This is a genomic window from Dyadobacter ginsengisoli DSM 21015 (assembly GCF_059568735.1).
Genome location: NZ_JCANTY010000004.1, coordinates 112,193 through 135,471, shown reverse-complemented (window position 1 = coordinate 135,471; position 23,279 = coordinate 112,193). Strand labels below are relative to the sequence as shown.

At 51.3% G+C, this 23,279-nt stretch carries 22 protein-coding genes and 1 riboswitch; of the genes, 2 read left to right on the top strand and 20 right to left on the bottom strand.

The features are described 5' to 3' along the window. Positions 1 to 55: 55 nt before the first annotated feature. The 3 genes from BP71_RS15785 to nuoB form a co-directional block, all read right to left on the bottom strand. Positions 56 to 1,735 carry a hypothetical protein gene (locus tag BP71_RS15785; protein ID WP_496380829.1) on the bottom strand — a complete coding sequence of 560 codons (1,680 nt, stop codon included), beginning with the start codon at positions 1,733 to 1,735 and terminating at the stop codon, positions 56 to 58. Positions 1,736 to 1,832: 97 nt separating this feature from the next. Further along, positions 1,833 to 2,375 (bottom strand): NADH-quinone oxidoreductase subunit C, encoded by a 543-nt coding sequence (locus BP71_RS15780; protein ID WP_496380827.1) that lies wholly within the window; start codon positions 2,373 to 2,375, stop codon positions 1,833 to 1,835. A gap of 9 nt (positions 2,376 to 2,384) precedes the next feature. Further along, positions 2,385 to 2,915 (bottom strand): NADH-quinone oxidoreductase subunit NuoB, encoded by a 531-nt coding sequence (nuoB, locus tag BP71_RS15775; RefSeq protein ID WP_496380825.1) that lies wholly within the window; start codon positions 2,913 to 2,915, stop codon positions 2,385 to 2,387. Positions 2,916 to 3,047: 132 nt separating this feature from the next. On the opposite strand from nuoB, the gene BP71_RS15770 reads away from it, so the two are divergent. Continuing rightward, positions 3,048 to 3,791, top strand: a complete 744-nt coding sequence (locus tag BP71_RS15770; protein ID WP_496380823.1) for a hypothetical protein — start codon at positions 3,048 to 3,050, stop codon at positions 3,789 to 3,791. 2 nt (positions 3,792 to 3,793) lie between these two features. Here the strand turns inward: BP71_RS15770 and BP71_RS15765 are convergent, their stop codons facing one another. From BP71_RS15765 to thiS, 12 genes are all read right to left on the bottom strand, one after another. Next, positions 3,794 to 4,132, bottom strand: a complete 339-nt coding sequence (locus BP71_RS15765; RefSeq protein ID WP_496380821.1) for a helix-turn-helix transcriptional regulator — start codon at positions 4,130 to 4,132, stop codon at positions 3,794 to 3,796. Positions 4,133 to 4,266: 134 nt separating this feature from the next. Then, the gene (locus BP71_RS15760; RefSeq protein ID WP_496380819.1) at positions 4,267 to 4,740 is read right to left on the bottom strand and encodes an NADH-quinone oxidoreductase subunit A; all 474 of its coding nucleotides are present in this window, start codon (positions 4,738 to 4,740) and stop codon (positions 4,267 to 4,269) included. 62 nt (positions 4,741 to 4,802) lie between these two features. Further along, positions 4,803 to 5,684 carry a sulfite exporter TauE/SafE family protein gene (locus tag BP71_RS15755; RefSeq protein WP_496380817.1) on the bottom strand — a complete coding sequence of 294 codons (882 nt, stop codon included), beginning with the start codon at positions 5,682 to 5,684 and terminating at the stop codon, positions 4,803 to 4,805. 116 nt (positions 5,685 to 5,800) lie between these two features. Next, a complete protein-coding gene (locus BP71_RS15750) occupies positions 5,801 to 6,940 on the bottom strand; it encodes an ATP-binding protein (RefSeq protein ID WP_496380815.1) in 1,140 nt (379 codons plus the stop codon). 98 nt (positions 6,941 to 7,038) lie between these two features. Continuing rightward, entirely contained in the window at positions 7,039 to 7,980 is a 942-nt protein-coding gene (locus tag BP71_RS15745) for a nitrilase family protein (protein ID WP_496380813.1), read from the bottom strand. Between the two features lie 65 nt (positions 7,981 to 8,045). After that, entirely contained in the window at positions 8,046 to 8,852 is an 807-nt protein-coding gene (locus BP71_RS15740; protein ID WP_496380811.1) for a DUF6597 domain-containing transcriptional factor, read from the bottom strand. 25 nt (positions 8,853 to 8,877) lie between these two features. Continuing rightward, the gene (gene moeB / locus BP71_RS15735) at positions 8,878 to 9,930 is read right to left on the bottom strand and encodes a molybdopterin-synthase adenylyltransferase MoeB (protein WP_496380809.1); all 1,053 of its coding nucleotides are present in this window, start codon (positions 9,928 to 9,930) and stop codon (positions 8,878 to 8,880) included. A 39-nt stretch (positions 9,931 to 9,969) separates the two neighbouring features. Further along, positions 9,970 to 11,079, bottom strand: a complete 1,110-nt coding sequence (gene thiH / locus BP71_RS15730; protein WP_496380807.1) for a 2-iminoacetate synthase ThiH — start codon at positions 11,077 to 11,079, stop codon at positions 9,970 to 9,972. Further along, positions 11,069 to 11,836, bottom strand: a complete 768-nt coding sequence (locus BP71_RS15725; RefSeq protein ID WP_496380805.1) for a thiazole synthase — start codon at positions 11,834 to 11,836, stop codon at positions 11,069 to 11,071. The genes thiH and BP71_RS15725 overlap by 11 nt, the downstream gene beginning before the upstream one ends. After that, a complete protein-coding gene (locus tag BP71_RS15720; RefSeq protein WP_496380803.1) occupies positions 11,830 to 13,188 on the bottom strand; it encodes a thiamine phosphate synthase in 1,359 nt (452 codons plus the stop codon). The genes BP71_RS15725 and BP71_RS15720 overlap by 7 nt, the downstream gene beginning before the upstream one ends. Before the next feature lies 1 nt (position 13,189). Further along, positions 13,190 to 15,067 carry a phosphomethylpyrimidine synthase ThiC gene (gene thiC / locus BP71_RS15715; protein ID WP_496380801.1) on the bottom strand — a complete coding sequence of 626 codons (1,878 nt, stop codon included), beginning with the start codon at positions 15,065 to 15,067 and terminating at the stop codon, positions 13,190 to 13,192. Between the two features lie 42 nt (positions 15,068 to 15,109). After that, positions 15,110 to 15,313, bottom strand: coding sequence for a sulfur carrier protein ThiS (gene thiS, locus BP71_RS15710; RefSeq protein ID WP_496380799.1), 204 nt, complete (start codon positions 15,311 to 15,313; stop codon positions 15,110 to 15,112). Between the two features lie 69 nt (positions 15,314 to 15,382). Continuing rightward, positions 15,383 to 15,478, bottom strand: a riboswitch (TPP riboswitch). 141 nt (positions 15,479 to 15,619) lie between these two features. Here thiS and BP71_RS15705 point away from each other — a divergent pair. Next, on the top strand, positions 15,620 to 16,123 hold the full coding sequence (locus BP71_RS15705) for a GNAT family N-acetyltransferase (protein ID WP_496380797.1): 504 nt from the start codon (positions 15,620 to 15,622) through the stop codon (positions 16,121 to 16,123). Between the two features lie 126 nt (positions 16,124 to 16,249). On the opposite strand, the gene BP71_RS15700 is transcribed toward BP71_RS15705, so the two are convergent. The 5 genes from BP71_RS15700 to BP71_RS15680 all read right to left on the bottom strand — a co-directional run bounded on the left by BP71_RS15700 (position 16,250) and on the right by BP71_RS15680 (position 23,261). Further along, the gene (locus BP71_RS15700) at positions 16,250 to 17,356 is read right to left on the bottom strand and encodes a bile acid:sodium symporter family protein (RefSeq protein WP_496380795.1); all 1,107 of its coding nucleotides are present in this window, start codon (positions 17,354 to 17,356) and stop codon (positions 16,250 to 16,252) included. 96 nt (positions 17,357 to 17,452) lie between these two features. Continuing rightward, entirely contained in the window at positions 17,453 to 18,385 is a 933-nt protein-coding gene (locus BP71_RS15695; protein WP_496380794.1) for an RraA family protein, read from the bottom strand. Positions 18,386 to 18,439: 54 nt separating this feature from the next. After that, on the bottom strand, positions 18,440 to 20,227 hold the full coding sequence (locus BP71_RS15690; RefSeq protein ID WP_496380792.1) for a CocE/NonD family hydrolase: 1,788 nt from the start codon (positions 20,225 to 20,227) through the stop codon (positions 18,440 to 18,442). 31 nt (positions 20,228 to 20,258) lie between these two features. Further along, positions 20,259 to 21,530: an amidohydrolase/deacetylase family metallohydrolase gene (locus tag BP71_RS15685; RefSeq protein ID WP_496380790.1), complete on the bottom strand. Its 1,272-nt coding sequence runs from the start codon at positions 21,528 to 21,530 to the stop codon at positions 20,259 to 20,261. Positions 21,531 to 21,698: 168 nt separating this feature from the next. Next, on the bottom strand, positions 21,699 to 23,261 hold the full coding sequence (locus tag BP71_RS15680) for a SusD/RagB family nutrient-binding outer membrane lipoprotein (protein ID WP_496380788.1): 1,563 nt from the start codon (positions 23,259 to 23,261) through the stop codon (positions 21,699 to 21,701). Positions 23,262 to 23,279 lie beyond the last annotated feature (18 nt).

Genomic DNA, 23,279 nt, shown 5'->3' with positions numbered 1-23,279 from the left:
GACCAACAGACTTAACGTAAACGCACCTGTGCCAGGTATAGCCGGTAAACCAAAACTAAGGGCGATTGGCCTCGATAAGCGCCTGAGCGGTCTTTTCCTGTGCACTTGGCGCAGAGGCATTTTTGAGTGCAAATTTCCCGTTAGGCCTGATAATGGAGAATGTACCCGGATCCAGCGGATTGAGCCTGAACAGCAAATCCATCATCTGGGTGTCGTTAACCGACATGTGAACACCTTTCAATTTATGTCTGACGATGTATTGTTTCAAAAGGGCATCGGAAACGGAGTAGTCATCGGCCGAAAGATGAACATAAAGAAATATGATATCCTCTGGTAAGCGTGCTTGCAATGCTGGAATAAAATCCAGTTCCTCCCGGCTTTTGGGATCTTCGATGTTCCATTTTACAAGATAAATGGTTTTCCCGTTTAAGCCATCCACTATGCGGTTGAACCAGGCATTTCCCCGGTCATTCGAAGCAGTCAGGTAATAGCCGGGTAAAGCCTCGACAGGCTCTGTCCGGACATTTTTAAATTCAACCAGTTTTTTGATATCACTGCTGTCCTTGGTTTCCAGTCTGATGATCTCGTCTAATGACTGTCTGAACTGCGGAATGCCGGTCCGGGATTGGATATGTTTGCTCAGCAGTTCCTGCTGTTTGTAGGTATATTTATACAGGTTTTTTGTGAGATATCTTACTTTCAGGAATTCGGTGGCCGTACTGTCGTAAAGATCCCCATAGATCCTGCTTTCTCGCTCGTAATTGAACAACAGGTTCAATATCAACTCATTGCGTGCGAATATTTTGTTCATGAAATCCAATTCGCTTTTTTCCGCCAGTCCATTGTCGATAATCTGGTTAAGACGTTGCCGGTCTTCTGCCGAAAGGTTCGCCGCATTATTGCGGATCAGAGAGGCCATCAGTTTTACGGGAAGGGAATTGGTGCGGCTCGGGTTATCGAATTTCTTTCCTTCCACCATTAGATCTGCATAATTGCCGAAGCGGTTGGCCCAGATCACCCGCTGCCCGGTGAGCGGTGCCTTGTCCAGCCTTTTGAGGCTGTCGAGCAGGCTCTTGCTGATGGTATACTGGTTGCCCAGGGCGTGTTCGTAGAGCAGCTGCAACTGCTCCTCATCGGTGATGGACTTGACCCACTGATACAATGCGGGGGAAGCAACGGTATGCTGTGTGGCAGTTTGTATCGACCCAAGGCGCAACTCCCCTCTTTGTTCTGCGGCGAATCTCGCGTCGGAAGGGCTTTTATCCCAAAAATTCTTAAAAAAGCTGGTCCCGAGCGTAATGCTGCTATTCAGGCGTTGGCCTTCGGCTGCCAGGTAAAGCGGGTATTGGTTATTGGCGTCTGCATTGACGCCCGCAAAGAAAAATAACTTTTTAGCCTTCCCGATAGAATCTCCATTGAACGTAACTTCGACAGTGCCCGGTGAGCCCAGAAAGGTCGTGAAGGCCTTCCCGCCGTAATCCATATAAATTTCCTCCTGTGGGAAAAGAATGGGGAGTGAGACCCGAAAGCTGCCATCCGCTTCGAGAGAGGCCTGCTTGCTGAGCTCCGACTGCGGTTGCAGTATGTTATTGCGTGAAAATGTAATGAAAGGTGCTTGCCTGTAAAGTCTTCCGTTCAGGTTCTGGATCCTGCCTTTAATAATGAGTGAGTCGGTGGTGGCGGATGCAGAATGCAAAAAACCTAGAAAGAGGGCGGTCAGTACGATGAAGCGCATGCGGGTGATCATTAAAATTTGGTAACGAAAAATAACGAGGCTTTTCCATGCTACCAAATCTCGGTGATTATTTGCTATGCGCTCACAAAGCGGTTTCCTAAACTCTGTCAGGATCCGCGACCGGTTCTTCGGATTTTCCGTCCTCGTAACGAACGTAAATTCCGTGATAACGCTCTTGTGCCGTGTAATCTTTGCGCAAGGGATATCCCTCCCAGTCTTCGGGAAGAAGGATTCGCCGGAGGTCGGGATGGCCCTCGAAATGAATGCCCATCAGATCATGGGCTTCCCGTTCGTGCCAGTCGGCTGTACGCCATATGTTGCTTACCGTGGGTACGCGAGGCAGTGGGGCGTCAGGGGCATTTCTCGGGAAAATGGTTTTCAGGATCAGGTCCACGCCGTATGGGATCGACGTCAGGTGGTAAATCAGCTCCATTGTTTCCGCAGCCGGCCCGTTATCGATGGCTGTAATGCAGGCCAGGTAGTCAAAATAAAACCTTTCATCTTCGTGCAGTAACCGGCAGATGTCAGCGATTCCCTGCGTCGCGACAACTAATGCAGGCTGGGGGCTTTTGGTGTCCGTAACGATATCGTATTCCGGAAAGCGGGTAATAATGCTGTCGGTAATTTCCTGAAAAGTCATGAGGTAGTATTAATTTAAGGCGGCTTCTTTGCCGGCAGCTTCCATTTCCAGAAAGAGCTCGGGTACGACCTCCTGTTTTCCGCGGATTTTTTCCTGCAATTTCATAAAGCCGCCAATGAGTGCTTCGGGGCGGGGCGGGCACCCGGGTACATACACATCCACAGGAATAATCCGGTCGACACCTTTGACCACATGGTAGCCATGCTCCCAGTACGGTCCTCCGCAGTTGGAGCAACTACCCATTGAAATGACATATCTCGGTTCCGGCATTTGTTCGTACAATCTGCGTATACGGTCGGCCATCCTGAATGTAACGGTACCTGCGACGATCATCACATCCGATTGCCGGGGCGAAGGCCTTGGCATGATTCCGAATCGCTCCAGGTCATAATTGGCTGCGTACGTTGCCATCATTTCGATAGCGCAGCAGGCCAGCCCGAAACCCATGGGCCATAATGACGATAAGCGGGCCCAGTTCATCAGGTCCTCGGCATTCGTCAGGATAATGCCGCCATCGCCGGTTTTGATTCGTTCACTCATGAATATTTCGGGAAGTCGGGAGTTGGTACGGATATTGCTTTAAAAGAGCTTTCACCATCTTGCAAAAGTAACCATATTTGGCAAGAATAGGTTTAGGACTGCGTTACAAAACAAACACAACACTTCAGCTGTATGAAACACCAATTACTCTTCTGCTTTCTCTTCCTGACTGTTATCGCGCGGAATTCCCATGCGCAGACTGATTCTACCGTGAGAATTTTCAAGACAGGAATGGCGATCTATGCCGAATTCGGTCTGCTGCCCAATAACAAGGCCATCCGCGATGAGCTGGCCAGATTACAAGTCAAGCCGTTTACTTCATTCATGGGAAACCTGGTCCTTGCCAGGCGCACGGAGTCGGATAAATGGTTTTCGGAGGCCAGGATCATCATCATGAACAGCACCAATTATACGACCGACCGCGATGAAAGAAAAGCATACTTCAACGGGATTGGGATCGGTACCGATGGCGGCCCCAAGCTCGTGAACACGTCCCGCTGGAATGTGACCATTCCGCTCGGTGCCGATTTCATGCTGTACAGGATGAGCATTAAAAGCAACGCTTCGGCCACCATGCAACAATTGCTCAACAATCCGTCGGCTTACCAGTCCGTGAAGCTTTTTACCGGAAATATTAACCTGCATGGCGGAATAGGGGTCGATTATAAAATGAATTTTCTACCCAAAATTCACGACAAAGTACATCTGAGCGGCAAAGTCACCTATCATCAACCTATTTTAGGCCGCAGAAAATGGAAAGGAGATAATGTGACGGTCGACGACTTATCCAGACTTAAAACGAACCAGATCTACACGCAGATCGGACTGGTTTTCTTCCCGAAACCGCATGCGAAAAAGTGGCGAGGAATGCACTGAGGTCAGTCGGCCCCGTTTTTTTCAGCGAGTAAAATCCGAAGCTGATTTTCGAGTATCCGGATGTAAGTATCTTTGTCGGCTTCGCTCAGTAATTCGGGCGTAAAGTGCGCCCCGGGGGCTTTTTGAGCTGTTTTTCGTAACGGCAGATCGGAAATCAGTTCGGGGATGGGCGTTTTGAAGATCTGGGATAAAAGTTTGAGAACAGGCACTGACGGAAGAGATGAACCGTCTTCCAGTCCGGAATAGGACTCTTCGTTCATTTCCAGCAGGAGTGCCATGTAACTTTGGGAAAAGCCCCTTTCCGCCCGGAACCTGCGCAGGTTGATCGCAAAAGCTTCCATGAGATGTTTTTGTTGATGATTGATCAGTATACTACCCGGCCAAAATCGGCAATTTTTAAGTAACTGTCAATATAATCCAGCAAAACCCTGCACGAATCCAATAATTTATAATACTGGTTATCAGGTTATTGGAATTAGCCCTGCTTTTGGTAGCGTTCGTTCACCCTGGCATAGAGGTCGGCCGGGACATGAGACTTCACTTCAGGGATCAGTGGTTTCGGCAATACCCAATCCAGGTAACCCTTCGCCCATGCATATGCGAGCCCTAAAATCAGGATACCGATGAACACTGTCATCTCCGCCATGGCGAACCAGCCCCATTGCCCATTGGTTTGCGCAATAAGCTCCTCACTCCCAAAAACGACAGACCAGGGGAAGAGAAACAACAACTCAACTTCGAAGAGCACGAAAATCAATGCGACTACATAAAAACGCACATTGAACTGGATATTCGCATTGCCGAGGGGGGCTTCTCCGGATTCGTAGGTGGTTAGCTTCTCTTCATTGGGTTTGTCCGGACGTAAGAACCTGGCAATGGTGAGCATCACACCCAGAAGGATGAGTGCGGCAATGATGAATAGGAGAATATAACCGAAGTCGGAGAGCATAAAATGTGCCTGTTTCCCGTAAAATTAGGCAAAATGCACCGGAATACGGCGGAATGACATCATTAAATGCTGAGGAGTATCGTGCGGATGCTCAGGCCGATTACCAATGTGCCGACTAGCAGCATCAACGGTTTACGTTTGATCTTGCCCACGAGCATCGCCCCGAACGGTGCAGCCATAACACCACCGACGATCAGTCCCAAAACCACTTTCCAGCTGTCTACACCCGTGAAAAGCATGAACGTAATTCCGCTGGCGAATGCCACCGCAAATTCCGCCGCGTTTACAGACCCGATGGTGTAACGTGGATCGCGTCCTTGCCCCAACAGTGTGGAGGTGACGATAGGACCCCACCCGCCTCCACCGATCGAATCGAGGAAGCCACCGGTCGCAGCGAGTACGCTGATGCGTTTGGTTTTATTTTTAACAATGTTCTTTTGGATTGCCTTGCGGATGATAATGACCCCAAGTATCAGCATATAGAAGGCGATGAAGGGTTTAATAGCGTTGCCGTCGATGACGTCGGAAAGCAGGTAGGCACCCACGATGGAGCCCGCAACCCCGGGGATCAGCAGACTTTTGAACAGCTTCTTATTGATATTCTTGAACCGGAAGTGGGATATTGCCGATGCGCCGGTCGTAAACATTTCGGCGAAATGGACGCTTGCGCTGCTAACTGCCGGAGTAACGCCCAAACTGAGGAGGAAAGAGTTCGAGGTAACACCGTAGGCCATACCCAGCGCGCCGTCCACCAGCTGCGCACCCAATCCCACGAGTACGTATAATGCAAAGTCTCCAGTCAGGAATGAGGTAACCTCTTCGGCGCTGACAGCGATCACTCCGCTTGTCAGCAGCACACCCACAAGCAGCACAATAATCGCGGCAGGAATGAGGTACCAGGTTGCTGATGAAGGGAGCCTGAGGGCGAGGACTTTTGCAAGCATTACCGTAAATTTTAGAATTTTGGAATTTTTGAGATTACAAAAATAGCAAAACTATTTAATCTACGTAATTGATAGATTATTAAATTTTTACTTAAAGTACCCGAGGTCATTGTAGTTTATACAATTCCTTGTACGAAATCGATGAAGTTATCCCGGTTGATCCAATGCGTAGCGGCATCGGGGTACGCTTCAACAAATGCCTTCGGAAATTTGACCTTACTGTCATTCCATTTAAATTCATATCCTGCCAGTTTTTCGTCTGCCAATTCGAGCCAGTCGAGTTCCTGTTGATCGTAGGTTCGCCAAAAATAGCAAAGCGGATTTTTTCTGGAATAGAAGTTATATTTGATGCGTTCTGCGATCAGATAATTTTCCCACAATGCACCGGTGTCTTGTCGTTGATTTATCGGTAAAAAGTTATTAATGAGTGAATTACGGATTCCGTTGTCCAAGAAGTACCATTTGGATGATTTGGTTACTTCCTTGCGCAGGTTACGACTATACCCGCCCAGCCGGAATATGATGAAGACTTTCGAGAACAGATCGAGGTATCGTTCCACCGTGCTGCGGTCAATTTGCAGGGTTTTCGATAATTCGTCGTAAGACACTTCCTGGCCGGTTTGATAAGCAACCAGCTGTAATAACTGCAGCATTTTATGGGAGTGCCTTACCTGTTCGAATGTGAGGATGTCTTTCAGAAGATAGGAGTTTGTCAGGCCTTTGAGATAGTCGGTTTTGGCTTCGGCAGTTTCTGCAAGCAGGACGTCGGGGTAGCTGCCAAAGATCAGGCGGTTTTCGAGTTGCTGCCGGGTCTCAATGTAGTTTTCCTTCTCAGATAATTCAAGCTGAGCTATTGGAAACAACTGGTAATTGATTTGCCTTCCTACCAGCGGCTCTCCCGTTCTGTTGGACAGCTCGAAAGCGGAGGAGCCGCTGGCGATGATCGTCAGTTTAGGGAACGAGTCGATCAGCAGTTTGAGCGATTTTCCGATTTCAGGCACGACTTGCGCCTCATCGATCAGCAGCAATTCGATGTCGGCAACCCAGCGCTGAAAGGAAGTTACACGGCGATCGGACAGCAAAGCGGCCGTGTCCAGATCTTCCCCATTCAGGAAAAGAGATTTTCCATCAAAGCGCTCCTGAATGTTCCGAAGGAGAAACGTTTTTCCTACCCGCCGGGCTCCGTACAGCGTTAGCACCTTGTTAGAACGGATTTGCCGCAGCATTTCATTGAAGATATATCTGGGGAAGCTCATGGGGTGCTATTAATCTATTCGACAAATTTAGCTGAATTTATCGAATAGACCCTATAAATTTAGCTAAATTCATAGGGTATGACCGACGAAATTAGGTTTTATAGCCATATTACCCGTTGCTCCGAACGGTGTTCCTGCCCGATAATGTTCCCGTAAAGTTCCGGTCTGCGCGCTTGCAGGTAACGGTAGCCGCCCGCGCGTTGTAGTTTTTCTGGGGTAATGGTGGCAATCGCCAGGTCGTTGTCCAGTTTGCGGCATTCGGCGATGATGTCGCCATAGGGATCCAGGATCATGGAACAGCCGTTTTTCAACTGGTCATCGTCCATTCCGATAGGGTTGGAGAAGATCGCGTACACTGCGTTGTCGTAAGCACGTGCGGGAAGCCATTTCATGAGCCATGCGCGGCCTTTCAGTCCGTCGAATTCCTGACGCAGCGAGGTGGGGTCTGCTTCGCGGTTTTGCCATTGTGCCGGATCCACGAATCCCGCGCCCGGGCGGGTAGAAGGCGTACACATCGTTACATGTGGCATGAAGATGATGTCGGCACCAAGCAGCTTTGTCGCCCGGACATTCTCGATGATGTTGTTGTCATAGCAGATCAGAATGCTGCATTTCCAGCCGTACAGATCAAAAATGACATACTGGTCGCCGGGCGTAAGATGCGGATTGATAAACGGGTGGAGTTTTCTGTATTTCGCAATCAGGCCGTTGCGATCTACACAGACATAGGCCTTGTACATGTTGCCGTCGGCATCTTTTTCAAACAAACCGGCCAGAATGGCGATGTCATTTTCAGTGGCGATATTTTGCAGTAACCGGATGCTCGGGCCATCGGGGATCGGCTCGGCGACGTCGAGTAACTGTTCGCGGGACAAGTGCCTGGCAAATGAATAACCTGTTACCGAGCATTCATGAAATGCAATCACTTTTGCGCCCTCCTGAGCTGCCTGAGCGCTCATTTGCCGGATTACGTCAAGGTTATAGGCTTTATCGTTGCTCTTGTTTTCGAACTGAGCGGTCGCGATTTTGATAGGTTCCATAGCTTTTCCTGTTTTTTACCAAAAGTAAGCGACGGGATCGGTCTTGTATTGTACAAACCCGACAGTTATGCCGGAATATGTATCAGGTTTGCAGCCAGGAGGTTCTGGCTGTGAATGTATTGGGTGGGAGTAAGGCCGGATACGTTCTTCAACTCCCGTATCAGGTGGGCCTGGTCATAAAAACCGCCTTCATACGCGAGCCCGGCAAGGGGAGTATCGTGCTCTTTGGTCCGGAGCAATTTCAAAAAGTATTGAATGCGGGTGATGCCGGCGTAGCGTTTGGGTGAAATACCTACCTGATGTTCGAAAACGCGCTGGACCTGTCTTTCATGAACCCGGAGAATGGAAGCCATTTGCGCGACGGTAAGCAGGCCGTGCGCAGAATGGATGAGACCCACTGCCTCTGCCACGAGAGAAACACCCCGGAAATCGGCTCCGGATATTCCAAGCAGCCAGTTTTCAATAAGACTGATTTTTCCTGCAAATGTAGAAATGCCTTCCAGCTGTTCAGGTAAAGAATGTACATCAGTGCTCCGAAAGGTGTCCAGGCTCAAAATCTGATTTTTGAGCTTGTTAGCAGGTATTTTCAACAGTAGGCTGGCGGCAAACGGGTGAAGGACGGCGATCAGGAGCCGTATTCGGCCCGTGGCGATCAGGTTTTGGTAGTTATCCAGCTGGCCATAGAGAAAATGGGCGGGCAGGGGTTCCGGTGTAAAGGTTTGTGCCGTGTGATGAAAAAGCGGGTCACCATAATTGAAGGCCAGTCCGGTGTTCCCGTCTGAAAAAATACGCATCGTAGCTGCCTGGTCGGTTTCCAGGATCAGAAAATGCCTTACCATGCCGGAAAGCGCAGGTGACGGTTTGATCTGCATACACTTCGCCTTTATTGAACAAATTCTACCAATGCTGGGCCCAGTAGGCCGATCCTCCGTACCCGCTCTGCATGAGTAACGTGGCAGCCTGCATACTTCGTTTTCCACTCTGGCAGTAGAATACCACGATTCTGCCGGCGGGGAAACCCGGAATGCTTTCCGGAATATCTGACAACGGGATGTTTTCACCTCCAAAATTGTCCGCTTCGAATTCGTTGTATTCCCGGACATCTACCAGGAAGACGCTTTCGGGATCAGATTCTTTTAACGCTTCAAATGTTTCAAAAGACATCTCCTTCGGCAGCCCGGCGTTTTCTTCGGCCTTTCGCAACTCTTTTTTAGGAGGATGGGGCAGTAAAGCGTCTGCGGATCGCGAAAATTTAAAAACAGAAGTGCTGTTCGTTAGTGTATTGATGACCAGCAATTGACCTGACAAAGGCTCGCCAATGCCGACAATGATCTTGATAGCTTCATTGGCCATATAGGTACCGATGATCCCCGGCAATATCCCTATTACACCTGCTTCGGCACAATTGTCGCCCTCCTCGGCATCCGGGAAGAGACAACGGTAGGTAGGCCCTCGCTGATAATTGAAAACCGATACCTGTCCTTCGAAGCGTAATATCGATCCGAAAACAAAGGGTTTGTTCAATAATACACAAAAATCATTGACCAGATAACGTGTTTCGAAATTGTCGGAGCCGTCGATCACCAGATCGTAGCCACTCAGCAAGTCGGTTGCGTTTTCGGCATAGAGCCGGTCGGGATAAGCGGTCAGTTGTACAAACGGATTGAGTATCGCCAGTTTTTCAACTGCCGTGATGGCTTTGTTCTGGCCTACATCGTGCGCTGAGTAGAGGATTTGCCGGTGCAGGTTCGTGAGATCTACGGCATCGTCATCGATAATACCGATCTCTCCGACACCCGCGGCAACGAGATATTGCAACACCGGACAACCCAGTCCACCCGCCCCCACGACTACCACCTTGGCAGCCCGCAGCTTCTCCTGCCCGGCAAGGCCCATTTCCGGTAATAGAATCTGTCGGCTATATCTTTTTCTTTCGATCGGTTCCAGCATCACTATATCGTTTCAGAATACGAAACTATCAATTTGTTTTCAAACCAGCACGGCATCCCAGTCTTTCCATACCGGTTCATAACCCGTCGTACGGATCATCGCCGCGACGTCTGAAGGGCTCCGTTCGTCGGAGATTTCGAATTGTTCCAGCGATCCGGGCTCTACGGCATAGCCTCCGGGATTGGTCTTGGAGCCTGCGCTGATGGATGTTACACCGAGTTGAATGCAATGGTTCCTGAATTCCTCGGATTCACGCGTGGAAAGCGATATTTCCACTTCCCCGTTGAAAATCCGATAAGCGCAGATCAGCTGTACCAGTTCCCGGTCCGACATTTCGACCTTCGGTTCGAGGCCGCCGGAAAAAGGGCGGAGGCGAGGAAACGACAGGCTGTATCGCGTCTGCCAGTAGGTTCTTTCGAGGTAGTTCAAATGCAATGCGGTGAAAAAACTGTCGGCACGCCAATCTTCCAGGCCAATAAGTACACCGAGGCCCATTTTGTGTATACGGGCCTTGCCCAGCCGGTCCGGTGTTTCGAGCCGATAGTTGAAATTTGATTTCTTGCCTTTGGGATGATGCTTCCGGTAGTCGTCCCGGTGATAGGTTTCCTGGTACACGAGTACGGAATGCAGCCCCAGCGGAATCAGCTCCTCATATTCATTTTGGTCTAATGGCTGTACTTCCATCGATACCTGAGCGAAATGCGGACGAATCAGGTCCAGCACCATTTTGAAATAATCGACATGAACGGTCTGGTTGGCTTCACCGGTGACCAGAAGTACATGGTCATAGCCCATTGCCTTGATCACCTCCACTTCCTGCAGGATCTCGCGGGAGGTCAATGTCCTACGCCTGACTTTGTTATCCAGGCTGAACCCGCAATAGGTGCATATATTAGTACATTCATTGGAAAGGTACAGCGGCACATACATCTGAATGGTTTTGCCGAAACGCTTCTGCGTCAGTTGCCGGCTAAGCCTTGCCATGGGTTCCAGATAGGGGGCAGCGGCCGGAGAAACCAGCGCTTTGAAATCTTCCAGTGTCCTTTTGGGAGCCATTAATGCCCTTTCCACGTCTGCCGCGGTTTTAGCATAAATACTTGCTTTCACCGTGTCCCAATGGTGTTTTTCGAACTCGTCTTTAAAGCTCATCCAGAAATGCTGTTAATGGGCTGCTGGCGCTCGCCATATTTCCTTTTGCTCCTAATCTTGCCTCGTAAGCCATTCTGCCCGCTTGTACGGCCAGCCTGAATGCTTCGGCCATCGCCACCGGATCGCCGGCCACCGCGATCGCCGTGTTCACCAGCACCGCATCCGCGCCGATTTCCATTGCCTTTGCTGCATCGGATGGAGCGCCGATACCCGCGTCGATCACCACAGGAACCCTGCTCTGTTCGATAATGATTTCCAGGAAATCAATGGTTTTGAGCCCTTTGTTGCTCCCAATCGGCGAGCCGAGCGGCATTACTGCGGATGCGCCGGCTTCTTCCAGTCTTTTACACAGTACCGGGTCGGCGTGGATGTAGGGGAATATGACGAAACCCAGCCGGGCCAGCTCTTCCGTCGCTTTCAATGTTTCGATCGGGTCGGGGAGCAGGTACTTGGGGTCCGGGTGAATTTCGAGTTTGAGCCAGTTGGTTTCCAATGCCTCCCGGGCGAGCTGCGCCGCGAAAACGGCTTCCTTCGCGGTACGGACGCCGGAGGTATTGGGCAACAGCTTGATGCGTGGATGGGTCAGATGGCTCAGGATAGCGTCGGTGTCGTCGTGTACATCAACGCGGCGCAAAGCCACAGTTACCAGCTCGGAGCCCGAAGCTAGCAACGCCTCTTCCATCACCTGCGCCGAACTGAATTTGCCAGTGCCTGTAAAGAGCCTGGATTGGAATGTCTGATCTGCAATGGTCAACATAATGCTTGCTGGATTTGATGAACAGTTTCTTTTGGGTCGTCCGCACTGATGATCGCCGCGGACATTGCTACGCCATACACACCGGCCGAGCGAAGGATAGGGATGTCGTCGGGCAGAATGCCGCCAATGGCGATAATGGGTATGGATTGTCCCTTGTTTGCCATTTGGGTCAGCAATGCATGATAACCCGCTTCGCCGACAACGGGACTCAGGTTTTGCTTGGTACTGGTAAACCGGAAAGGGCCCAGACCGATGTAGTCAGCTCCTTCCCCAATCCGTAATGCAATGTCTTCCCAGGTGTTGGCGGTACCGCCGATGATCATATCGTCGCCTACGAGCGCGCGCGCCTCGGGTACAGGCGTGTCTGTGAGGCCCAGATGTAACCCGTAGGCTTCCACGGCCTGGGCTATGCGCGGGAAGTCGTTGATAATGAGTTTGGCGGCATAGCTGTCGCATAGGCGCGTGGCTTCCCAGGCCAATGGAAGTACTTCTTCTTCCGTCCGGTTTTTTACCCGCAGCTGTATCCACCGGCAGCCTGCTTCCAGTGCGAGGCGGACGCTGTCGATGTGCGACATCGTTTCGGTCTCGTTGGAAATGAAGTGCAGCCGATCGATCGTAGTTGGATAGCGCTGCGATGTGTCCTGCGCGCTCGCTGAGCCGCCGTCTGGCTCGACCATACCATCACTCCCTGCGCTCAGCTCCCCAACTCCAGGTTTTAATCCGGGGCCGGTACCCACCAAGTCCCAACCGCCAGGTTTCAACCCGGCGTAGAGGCGCCGGAGCTGTGCCAGAGCGTCCTTCGGCTTCTGCCAGATCGTGCCGAGCGCGGCCGCGCCATCGAAACCCATGTCCCGCACCAGCGCGAGGTTGGCGTGATCAATGCCTCCGAGCGCGATCACTTTTCCTGGAAACCCTGATCGTTCTAATTTAAAATCCTTTGGCATCGCGGCCCGGTAGCCCTCTTTTGAAATGCTATCAAAGACCGGCCCGAGAAAAATGTAACTGAAACACTCCGGCAATGTCCGCAACGTTTCCGGGTCATGGGTGGATGTGCTCAGTATGAATCCGGAAGCATACAATGCGGCCAGGTGTTGAGAAGAAACCGCATTCCGGGCAGTCTCCGTAAAATGCAGCCTCCGGATTCCAAACCGCCCGGCCAGGGTGTGGTGCTGATGCAAAGAAATATGCTCCCGCCAGGCAGGTTCGATCTCTGAAAGTAAGTCTGCCAGCTGTTCTTCCGAATAGCCGGGTTTTCTCAAATGCAGACATGACAGACCTTCTGTAAAAAGCGTATTGATAACATCCGCTTCGCCCTCCAATTTTTCGGGATGTGATATAACAATGAGTTCCATCCTATAAATAGATCTCGCTCCCCTTCTCGGCAAATTCACGCGCCTTTTGCTGCATTCCTTCCGAAACGGCTTCCTCGGTGACCAGTCCGTTCTCCTCGGCGTATTCGCGGACGTCCTGGGTGATCTTCATCGAGCAGAAGTTAGGGCCGCACATGGAGCAGAAATGAGCGATTTTTGCTCCTTCGGCAGGCAGTGTTTCGTCGTGGAATTCCCGCGCCGTATCCGGGTCGAGGGAAAGATTAAACTGATCTTCCCAACGGAATTCGAACCGGGCCTTGCTCAATGCATTGTCGCGGTATTGTGCGCCGGGATGTCCCTTGGCAAGGTCGGCAGCATGGGCGGCGATCTTGTAGGTGATTACACCGTCTTTGACATCCTTTTTGTTGGGTAAGCCCAAATGCTCTTTGGGTGTCACATAACAAAGCATTGCCGTTCCGAACCAGCCGATCATCGCCGCGCCGATAGCCGAGGTGATGTGATCATAGCCCGGTGCAATGTCGGTTGTCAATGGTCCGAGCGTATAGAATGGGGCTTCGTGGCAATGTTGCAACTGCTTTTCCATATTCTCCTTGATCAGGTGCATTGGAACATGGCCGGGGCCTTCGATGATCGTCTGTACATCATGCTTCCAGGCAATTTTGGTGAGTTCGCCCAGCGTTTCCAGCTCTGCAAATTGCGCAGCGTCATTGGCATCGGCAATGCTGCCCGGACGAAGCCCGTCGCCCAGCGAGAAGGCTACGTCATAGGCCTTCATGATCTCGCAGATCTCTTCGAAATGGGTGTAAAGAAAGTTTTCCTTGTGATGGGCCAGGCACCATTTTGCCATAATGGAGCCCCCGCGGGACACGATGCCGGTAATGCGTTTGGCGGTCAACGGGATGTAGCGCAGCAGCACACCGGCATGGATCGTAAAATAGTCCACACCCTGCTCTGCCTGCTCGATCAGCGTATCGCGGAATAATTCCCAGGTCAGATCTTCTGCCTTGCCATTCACTTTTTCCAGTGCCTGGTAAATGGGGACTGTACCAATGGGAACCGGGGAGTTGCGGATGATCCATTCGCGGGTTTCGTGGATGTTCTTGCCTGTGGACAAGTCCATAATGGTATCCGCGCCCCAGCGGCATGCCCAGACTGCCTTTTCCACTTCCTCTTCGATCGTGGAGGAAACCGCCGAATTACCGATGTTGGCATTGATCTTCACCAAAAAGTTGCGGCCGATGATCATGGGTTCACTTTCAGGGTGGTTGATGTTCGAAGGGATCACAGCCCGGCCTGCCGCTACTTCCTCGCGTACAAATTCCGGAGTAATGTGGCTTTTAGGCGTATTGGCACCGAAGCTGTGGCCAGGATGCTGTTGTCCGAGTACGGCTGCTTTCCCATTCAATTCCTGCATTTGCTGGTCAATCCGCTGGTTTTCGCGAATGGCGATGTATTCCATCTCAGGGGTAATGATGCCTTTTTTCGCGTAATGCAGTTGAGATACATTCCGGCCGGTTTTGGCGCGCAGCGGTTTGCTGTTATGGGCAAAACGCAGGTGGTCGAGTTTGGCATCGGCCAGGCGGAGACGGCCATATTCGGAGCTGATGGTATCCAGTTCCTCCACGTCGTTACGTCTGCGAATCCAGGCTGCGCGTAATGCAGGAAGGCCTTTTTTTACATCGATTTGAATATCAGGGTCGGTAAACGGGCCGCTGGTATCGTAAACCGTGACGGATGGGTTCTTTTCCAATGCGCCCGGTTTGCCGTGGATGCGGGTGTCCGTCAGCGCGATCTCGCGCATGGCCACTGCGATGTCGTGCAGCTGACCTTTGATGTATATTTTTCTGGAATTGGGAAATGGAGCCCGGGTAATGGTTTCCGGTGTTTTTTCAGTTTTCATAAATGTTCTGTTTAATGTTTGAAATGCGTGGGCATGCCGGGGCTAGCCGCCCTGGGTGGCGGTAATGAGTGTAACCTGGTCGTGAGGCCGGAGTAGGCGGGCGGGCCAATCGGATCTGGGAACGACCGATTGGTTGATGGCGATGGCGATGCCTTTGGCAGAGGTCGGAAACAGTTCGGACAAGAGTGCCCCTACCGAGCATGGCGCGGCGACTTCTCTGGACTGACCGTTGATTGTGATTTCCATTCCAAATTCAGTTTTGCGTAAAACCTTAGGAATGGACCTATTGGAAAGAATAACAGAGATACATTAATAACAGTATCTCCTGCTTTTCCCTTCGGCAGTACTAGCTGCATCAGGTTCAAAGGGTATGATCTCAGTCCGCATGTCGGGACACCCCTAAAGTTGAAGCAAAGCTATTCTAAAAACCCGATTTTCAAAAGAATTATAAAAAAACGTACAGCGGATGGAGGGAAGGACGTGAAATTTTCTAAAATTATAAGGTATTTTTGACCTTAATAATAAACCTAGATAACGACCTCTTTTATTTTGATGGATCTGATCATCAGAAGTGCCGCTCCTAAGGATCTGCCTTCGCTGTTAGAAATTATTAACCACGCTATTCTGAACACCACGGCTATTTATGATTACGAACCCAGGACCATTGAACAGCAAAAGGCCTGGTTTGAACAGATGTTCAATGACGGTATGCCGGTGATTGTTGCAGAGCTGGAAGGCGAAGTGATCGGTTATGGTTCCTACAATATTTTCCGTCCCAAAATCGGGTACAAATTCAGTGTGGAGCATTCTATTTACCTCGATGAAAAATCGCGGGGAATGGGCGTTGGCGGCAAATTGCTGGGGAGTCTCATCCAGCGCGCGAAGGAATCGGGACTGCACACCATGATCGGCTGCATAGACGCTTCCAACCGCGCCAGCATCGAATTTCACAAGAAATACGGTTTTGTGGAAAAAGGTTATCTCAAAGAAGTGGCTTATAAATTTGACCAGTGGCTTGACCTGATCTATATGCAGCTTTTGCTGGAAGAAGATTGATGAAGGAGGGAGGAAAGGAGAAGGGAGGAGAGGGAAAAGCAGAGATGTCAGTCTGAGCGGCCCGGTCGCTTCAGCATCACAATATAATAACAAAACGAGGCGCAGCTGAAACTGCGCCTCGCTTGTTTAATGGGCCCTGCCTGTTTCTACATAAGTATCTTCATCGCCGGTAGGCTTGCTCTGCCACCAGGAGGCGAGAATGGAACCGGTAATGTTCATCAATGGACCAAAAATTGCAGGTGCCAGACCAACAGTTGCCATTTTACCCATTTCTTTCGCGATCCCCGAAGCCAGACCGCCGTTCTGCATACCTACCTCGATAGCAATGGTACGGCAGTCGCGTTCGCTCATCCTGAACAGACGACCCGACCAGTAACCCAGCGTGTAGCCCGACAGGTTGTGGATCAGTACGAGCAGCAGCAATGCCGGACCGATAGACAACAGGCTGTCCCGGCCAGCGGCAGTGATAATCACGATAATGAATGCGATCCCGCCCATGGAAACCAGCGGCATGGCGGCATCGAGCCATTTTACCTTACCGCTGAAAAGCTTGTTGAATACCAAACCAGCGCCGATCGGGATGATCACCATTTTGATAATGTCCCACATCATGTGCAGGGTATCGATCTTTACGAAAGCGCCAGCGAGCATGCTCATCAGGACGGGTGTTACAATGGGCGCAAGCATGGTTGAAATGGCAGTAATGGTGATCGACAAAGCAAGATTTGCTTTTGCGAGATAGGAGATCACATTGGAAGCCATACCGTTGGGCGAGCAGCCGATGAGGATGATTCCTGCTGCGATCTCCGGCGGGAAACCGCTGAGGTTAGCCAGCGTATAACCGATGGTTGGCATAATAATAAAATGGCTTACAACGCCGATCAGCACACCTTTGGGCATCTTGACAACTCCTACAAAATCACCGAAGCTCATGGAAGTACCCATTCCGAACATGATGATCTGGATCAACGGGGTGATGAGCGCGGCCAATTTAAAGTCACCCACCGAGAGGAAGTGTTGCGGGTAATACAAGGCAGTGGTTACTGCGGCGAAAATGACGGTGGTGTAGGTAAAACCTTTCAGTTTTTCGTAGCCGCGGAAACTGATGGCAAGCGAAAGGAAAAACGCGATAAAAAAGGGACCGGCCGAAGGCAGGTTTCCGCTGAATGCCAGATAGAGTGCTATCAGCAGACAAACCGCAGCAACGCCGGACAGGAGCTTGTAAATATTCATATAAATGTATTTAAAATGCTATTTGAAAAAAGGGAAGAAAATTTCCTGTTCGCTTTACCAAACAGGAAATGCTGAAAACCAGGCCGGGTTACTCTCTTACCAGGTTCTTTTTTTCATGTATTCGTCGAGCTCCGAACGCTTCATCGGGATTTCGTTCGGATTTTTATCAAGCCATTTCAGAAAGTCGTTTTTTAACGTATCGCTCCATTGGCTGTCGATCTGGCCTGGCGTGTATTTGCCTTCTTTCAGCATTTGAATGCCAAACTTGTCACGCAATGCGATGAATTCAGCAGTTTGCACCACTTTTTCGACCATATGTGCAGGGATGAAAATCACGCCTTCTTTTTTCGCCAGTACGAGGTCGCCCGGCAGAACGATGGCCCTGCCGATTCGGATGGGTGTGTTGAGGCCTGTCAAAACTTCGTCTTTCAGGTAGGACGGATCGAAATCGCGTACAAATGCATTGAAACCGGGGATCTTGGATAAGCCATCCAAATCACGCACCGAGGCGTCGAACACGACACCGTTACCGGTTTTTGCAAAAATAGAGTTCGCCAGGTTGTCGCCGATCAGCGTTCCTTCCACGATCTTGCCCATACCGTCGGCCACATATACGTCTCCTTTGGTCAGCACATCGATCGGCCAGGAATTGGTATTGCCGATCCGGCCGTTTTTGGCGCCGCGATCCTTGATGTTTTTCTCAATATCGGGGCGTGAAGGCATGAACTGCGCCGTTACTGCACGTCCGGCGATTACGACATCGTCGTGCACGATCTTCCAGTTGCCTTCGAATTGGCAGTTGTATCCCTCGTTTTTGAGTACAACCCAGGCTTCTTCGGTGTTGATTTCCTTGGCACGGCGAACGAGGTCGTCGGAGATCTTGGGACGGCCATCGGGGAAACGCTCCCCTTTCCATTCGGAGGTCAGGAAAATGAGTTCTTCCTTGGGAATAGTTTGGGATTTTGCGGTTTGCAGGACTCCCAGGGTCAGGGTTAGGATCGTTGTTAAAGAGAGAATCGGTAATTTCATGAGATAAGAAAAAAGAGTTCAGCTAGAATGTGAGTGGATAAAATTAGGGAAAAATCAGTTACGGCTAAGGTCGCCGACAACGGGTAGCACGATATGGCTCATCCTGGCACCGCCGTGATGGACGGCTTGGCTGGCAACCCGGGTTTTGGTACTCGTGCCCAGCGGCTCTCCCGTGTTGGGGTTTCTGTCAAACTGCGGGAAATTGCTCGATGTAATGTCAACCCGGATGCGGTGGCCGGGCTGGAACACGTTGGCAGTTCCCGTCATTTCGATATCGTATTCGTAAACCTGGCCGGGCGTGAGCAATTTCATCTTATCCAGCCCTTCCCGGAATTTGGCACGGATAATACCTTCGGAAACCGGCATTGCGAAGCCGTCGGGATATACGTCGACCAGTTTGATCATCCAGTCGGTATCAGGCCCGTCGGTAGCGGCGTATAGCTTCATTTTGACCGGTCCGGCGATGGTCAGGGCCTTATCCAGAAATTCGCTCGTATATACGAGCACATCCTCGCGCTGTTCGAGCGGGCGCTGGTCGCGCGGGCCGGATAAGGTTGGTGTACCGCAGCAGTTGTTCCCGCCGGTGGTGGGTACCGGACTCCGCGGATCGTAGGTGTACTGGTTGGTCCCGGCTTTGGCAGGTTTGCTGAATGATAGCTTCCCATTGCCACGCACCGAATTGGCCGCTGCGTCGCCGTCGAGGTACACTTCCCTGAACTGCGTCGCGGGAATAGGCCAGTCCGTTTCGGCGCGCCATTGGTTCACACCCATATAAAAAAGGCGCACCGGTTTGTCGGTTTCTACGGCATTTTTAATGCCTTTCAAGTGGTAGTCGAAGAACGCGAGCTCGGTTTCGAACTGCTCAACGAAGGCGGCAGACGTAAAATCAACATCGCCGAATTTCTGTGAGGGGCCATGTCCCCAGGGCCCGATGATCATGCGGGCTCCTTTACGGGCTTCTGGCGTCGCTCCCTTATTTCTCATCCCGACATATCCATTGATCGTCCCCATGACGAAAATATCAAACCAGCCACCGGATACATAAGTGGGTACTTTGATCTTATCGAAGCGCTCTTCATCGCTGATGGCTTTCCAATAATCGTCGTAGCTCTCGTGCCTGATCCAGTCGCGGTAATGCTGCACGACTGAACCTGCACTCTTCAGGTCGCCGCTTTGCAGCGGTAAATGCATGAGCACATTGGCATATTTGAGTTCTTCGGGAGTGTAATTTTCGGTATGCCAATACTGGGGCAGCATGATGCGGTTGGGCATTCTCACGACGCCCCAGCCGTAGTTAAAACTCAGGCGGAAAGCGCCGCCCATGGTGATCCAGTTGGCATAGATATTCGTGGAGGCCAGCGACGGGAATGCTGCTACCAGGTGCGGCGGGTTCAGGCTCGCGGCCTGCCACTGGTTATGCCCGAGGTAGCTTCCTCCCTGCGTGGCGACTTTTCCATTGGAAAACGGCTGAGCGGCAGCCCATTCGATGGTGTCATAGCCGTCCTTGGCCTCATCCCGAAATGGCTCCCATTTACCATCGCTTTCGTAGCGTCCGCGCACGTCCTGCACCACCACCGCATAACCCCGCTGGGCAAACCTGATCATCGTCTGATGAACTCCGTCGCGCTGCGAGCCGTAGGGCGTGCGGGTAACGATCGTCGGGTACTTGCCCGGTGCTGCCGGGAGGTACACGTCCGCATACAGGATCACGCCGTCACGCATACGTACGGGCCTATGCCGCTCAATGCGGATCTCGTTCAGTGCAAACGCCGCCATTAGGGATGGAACGGACGAAAGAATGATAAGGACAGTCAGCAGGGTACGAAGGGGGGACAGCATCATCGCATTACACTTTTAGAGGTTTTTTGAAACACTATCTTCTGGAAACGACGATCGGGTTGGTCAGCCCATTCAGGTCATACACGACCCTGCCGGCGCGAATGGTAACTTCGGCTTCGAGTTTCTGTTTGCCCTGTACTTTGGAGCCGGTGTAATCGAAGAAGCCGAATGTACCGGTGTCGTTCATCTGGAACTTACCGTCGAGTACACGCAGTACTGAAACATCGGCTCGTGAGCCTACCGAAAGGTTGCCCAACTCTTCGCGGTGAATGGCCTGTGCGGGTGCCCAAGTGCTGGCTTTGATGACGCTCGGCAAGTCCATTCCCATCGCAAGGAACTTAGACATGACGTTGAGCATATCCTTCATGGCGTTGTTCATACTGCCGGTGTGGATATCGGTGCTGATGGTGTTGGGGTAAAAACCGGTTTTCACGGCCGGGATCGCCTGCGAGAATGCGAAGCTGATGCCGCCGTAGCCCACGTCGAAGATGATACCCTTCTTACGTGCCTCGTAAACAAATGGCTTCACTTTGCCTGCCGCTACATCCACGATCGGTTCGCGGCTGCTGAGCTGTCCGAAGCAGTGCGTGAAAATGTCGCCGGGGCGGAGGTGCTTCATGAATAGCTCTTCGATAGGCAGCACGGGCTGGCTGCCACCGAAATCGATCATGACCGGAATGTTGGCCAGCTTGCCCGCTTCCACGGCGCGGTCGGTCGGGGTCCAGTTGTAGCCATTGAAGTGGGCCAGCTTGATGCCGACGATGTATTCGGGATACTCCTTTGCGACTTTGGCAGTGGCAGCAGCGTCCATGTCCTCCACATTCTGCTCGTAAGTTCCCCCGCGCATGCCCTCTCCTACAATATTGAGGAATGAGAGTACCCTTGTTCTGGAAATGTCGATGGTTTGTTTCTTGAAATCGGGGAAGGACTTCCAGCCTGCGCAGCCTGCATCCACCACGGTAGTCACACCGGTACGGAAGGTAAAACCGTCTGGCGGGAGCGCATTGGGACCATTGCTGTAAGTCTGGTCCATTTTGGTGCCGTAGAAATTGTGCGAGTGAATGTCGATCAGGCCGGGCGTGACAAAAAGACCTTTGGCGTTCACCACCTGCACACCTTCCTTGGCGTCGATGTTCTTCGCAACCAGCATAACGGTATCACCTTTCAGGGCGACGTCCATGATGCTGTTGACGTTGTTTTTTGGGTCAATCACGTGGCCGCCTTTGATGACGACCGAATACTTCTGTGCATTCACGATACCGGCGCAGCAGAACAGGGCGGCGGCAAACAATACTTTTTTGATCATGGGGTTGGGGTTAGGATTATGCTATTATTGATAAGACAAAAAACGGGTTGAAATTCCTCATTCAGGGACGAAATTTTTTGGGATATAAAAAAGCGATACGGATTGCCGATTTTGGTCAGCAATCCGTATCGGTCATTTACTTGATGGACAGGCAGCGCATGGCCCTGCTTATTTATCCCACCAAACTACACTCGAAAGCGTATTTGTACCGCCCTGGCGTGTACGCGCTTCGTAAAAATTAACTTTGTTGTAAAGCTCCTCCGAATCAGGGATCACGAAGCGGGTGGGGATTTTGCCGCCGGTAAGATTACCGGGATAATTGGTCGGAGTCAGCTTAGGATAGCCGGTACGTCTCCAGTTCGAGAAGATCTCGTACTCGTCTTCCAGGAAAAGGGACACCCATTTCTGTGTACCGATCTGCTCCATTTTTTGCGCCAGCGTTCCGGCTGCGTTGAATGGATTGGCTTTAAGGTAAGCCGCGATTTTCGCATCAGAGATCACACCCGCCGTTCCGAATGTCGCCCATTGCTTCAGGCCGGAAGTAACAGCCGCATTATACGACGCCTCTGCGGTAGCGCCGCTGTACCATCCTCTCAGGTTCGCTTCCGCGAGCAGGAGGTGCATTTCCGCGGGAGTCATTACCAGCAACGGAGCGCTGTATTTCAGGATCGTGGCCGGGTTTGGCTCCGAATACTGGTCAAAATTGGCCGGCAGCCCGTTGAATGCAGCATTGGGCATTCCTGTTTGCAATGCAGTGGCTGTATCGGCAACATAAGGTGCATCCTTCGAAGCTTTGGTCCAAACCACCGAGATCACATTCAGACGCGGATCCTGCGTTGCTTTTAAATGGTCGATCAATGTTTTTGCGAATTTACCGCCCTCTACGTTATCACCACCGGCAGCGACGTAGTCGGTGCTCATCAGCCCCGCTGAGATAAAGTTTCTGCTGGCCGTAATGGAACCGTCTACGTATTCGATTTTGGCAAGATCGGTGTCGGCTGTGATTACTCCTCCCGCAATTGCCTTTTTTACCCAGGCTTCAGCCATAGCAGGATCAACTTCCGTAAGACGCATGCCCAGGCGCAGCATCAGCGAATAACCAAACTTTTTCCATTGTGCTACATTTCCGCCAAAAATCAGGTCGGCATTGCCGAAAGTGGGTTTGCTGGCATCGAACGCAGCCAGCGACTCCTCGATTTCCTTCAGCATATCCGCGTAAATGAATGCCTGGCTATCGTACTTCGGTGTGAAGTTCTTGTCAGTCAGTGCCTTGCCTGCATCCGTGTAAGGAATGTCACCATAGAGATCCGTAAGGCGGTGGTATAAGTAAGCCCGCCATATCCGGGAAACCGACATTTTGTTCACATTGTCGGGCGACGTTTTCAGGGCGTCGATCACCTGTGCGACGTCGATTACAGCACCTGCCGTGGCCGGATCACCGCCAAACAATGCCCAGTTGCCGGTAGAATAGGTATAATTGAAATACTTGTCACCTGCCGCAGGTACCTCTTTGTAGGTCGCGAAATGTTGCATCGACTGTCCGATCGTCAGATAAGCGCCACCGGTGAAGTTGTTGCTTACGGTCGTTAATTGCGCACGTGTAAACAGGAAGCCGGGTACAACATCCCTGGATGCGTTGGGGTTTACATTCATTTCCTCGAAATTGTTGTCGCAGGAGGAGACGAAAGCGGCCATCATGGCCATATATGATAGTTTCAGGAATTTGTTCATCGTCACAAAAATTTTGAA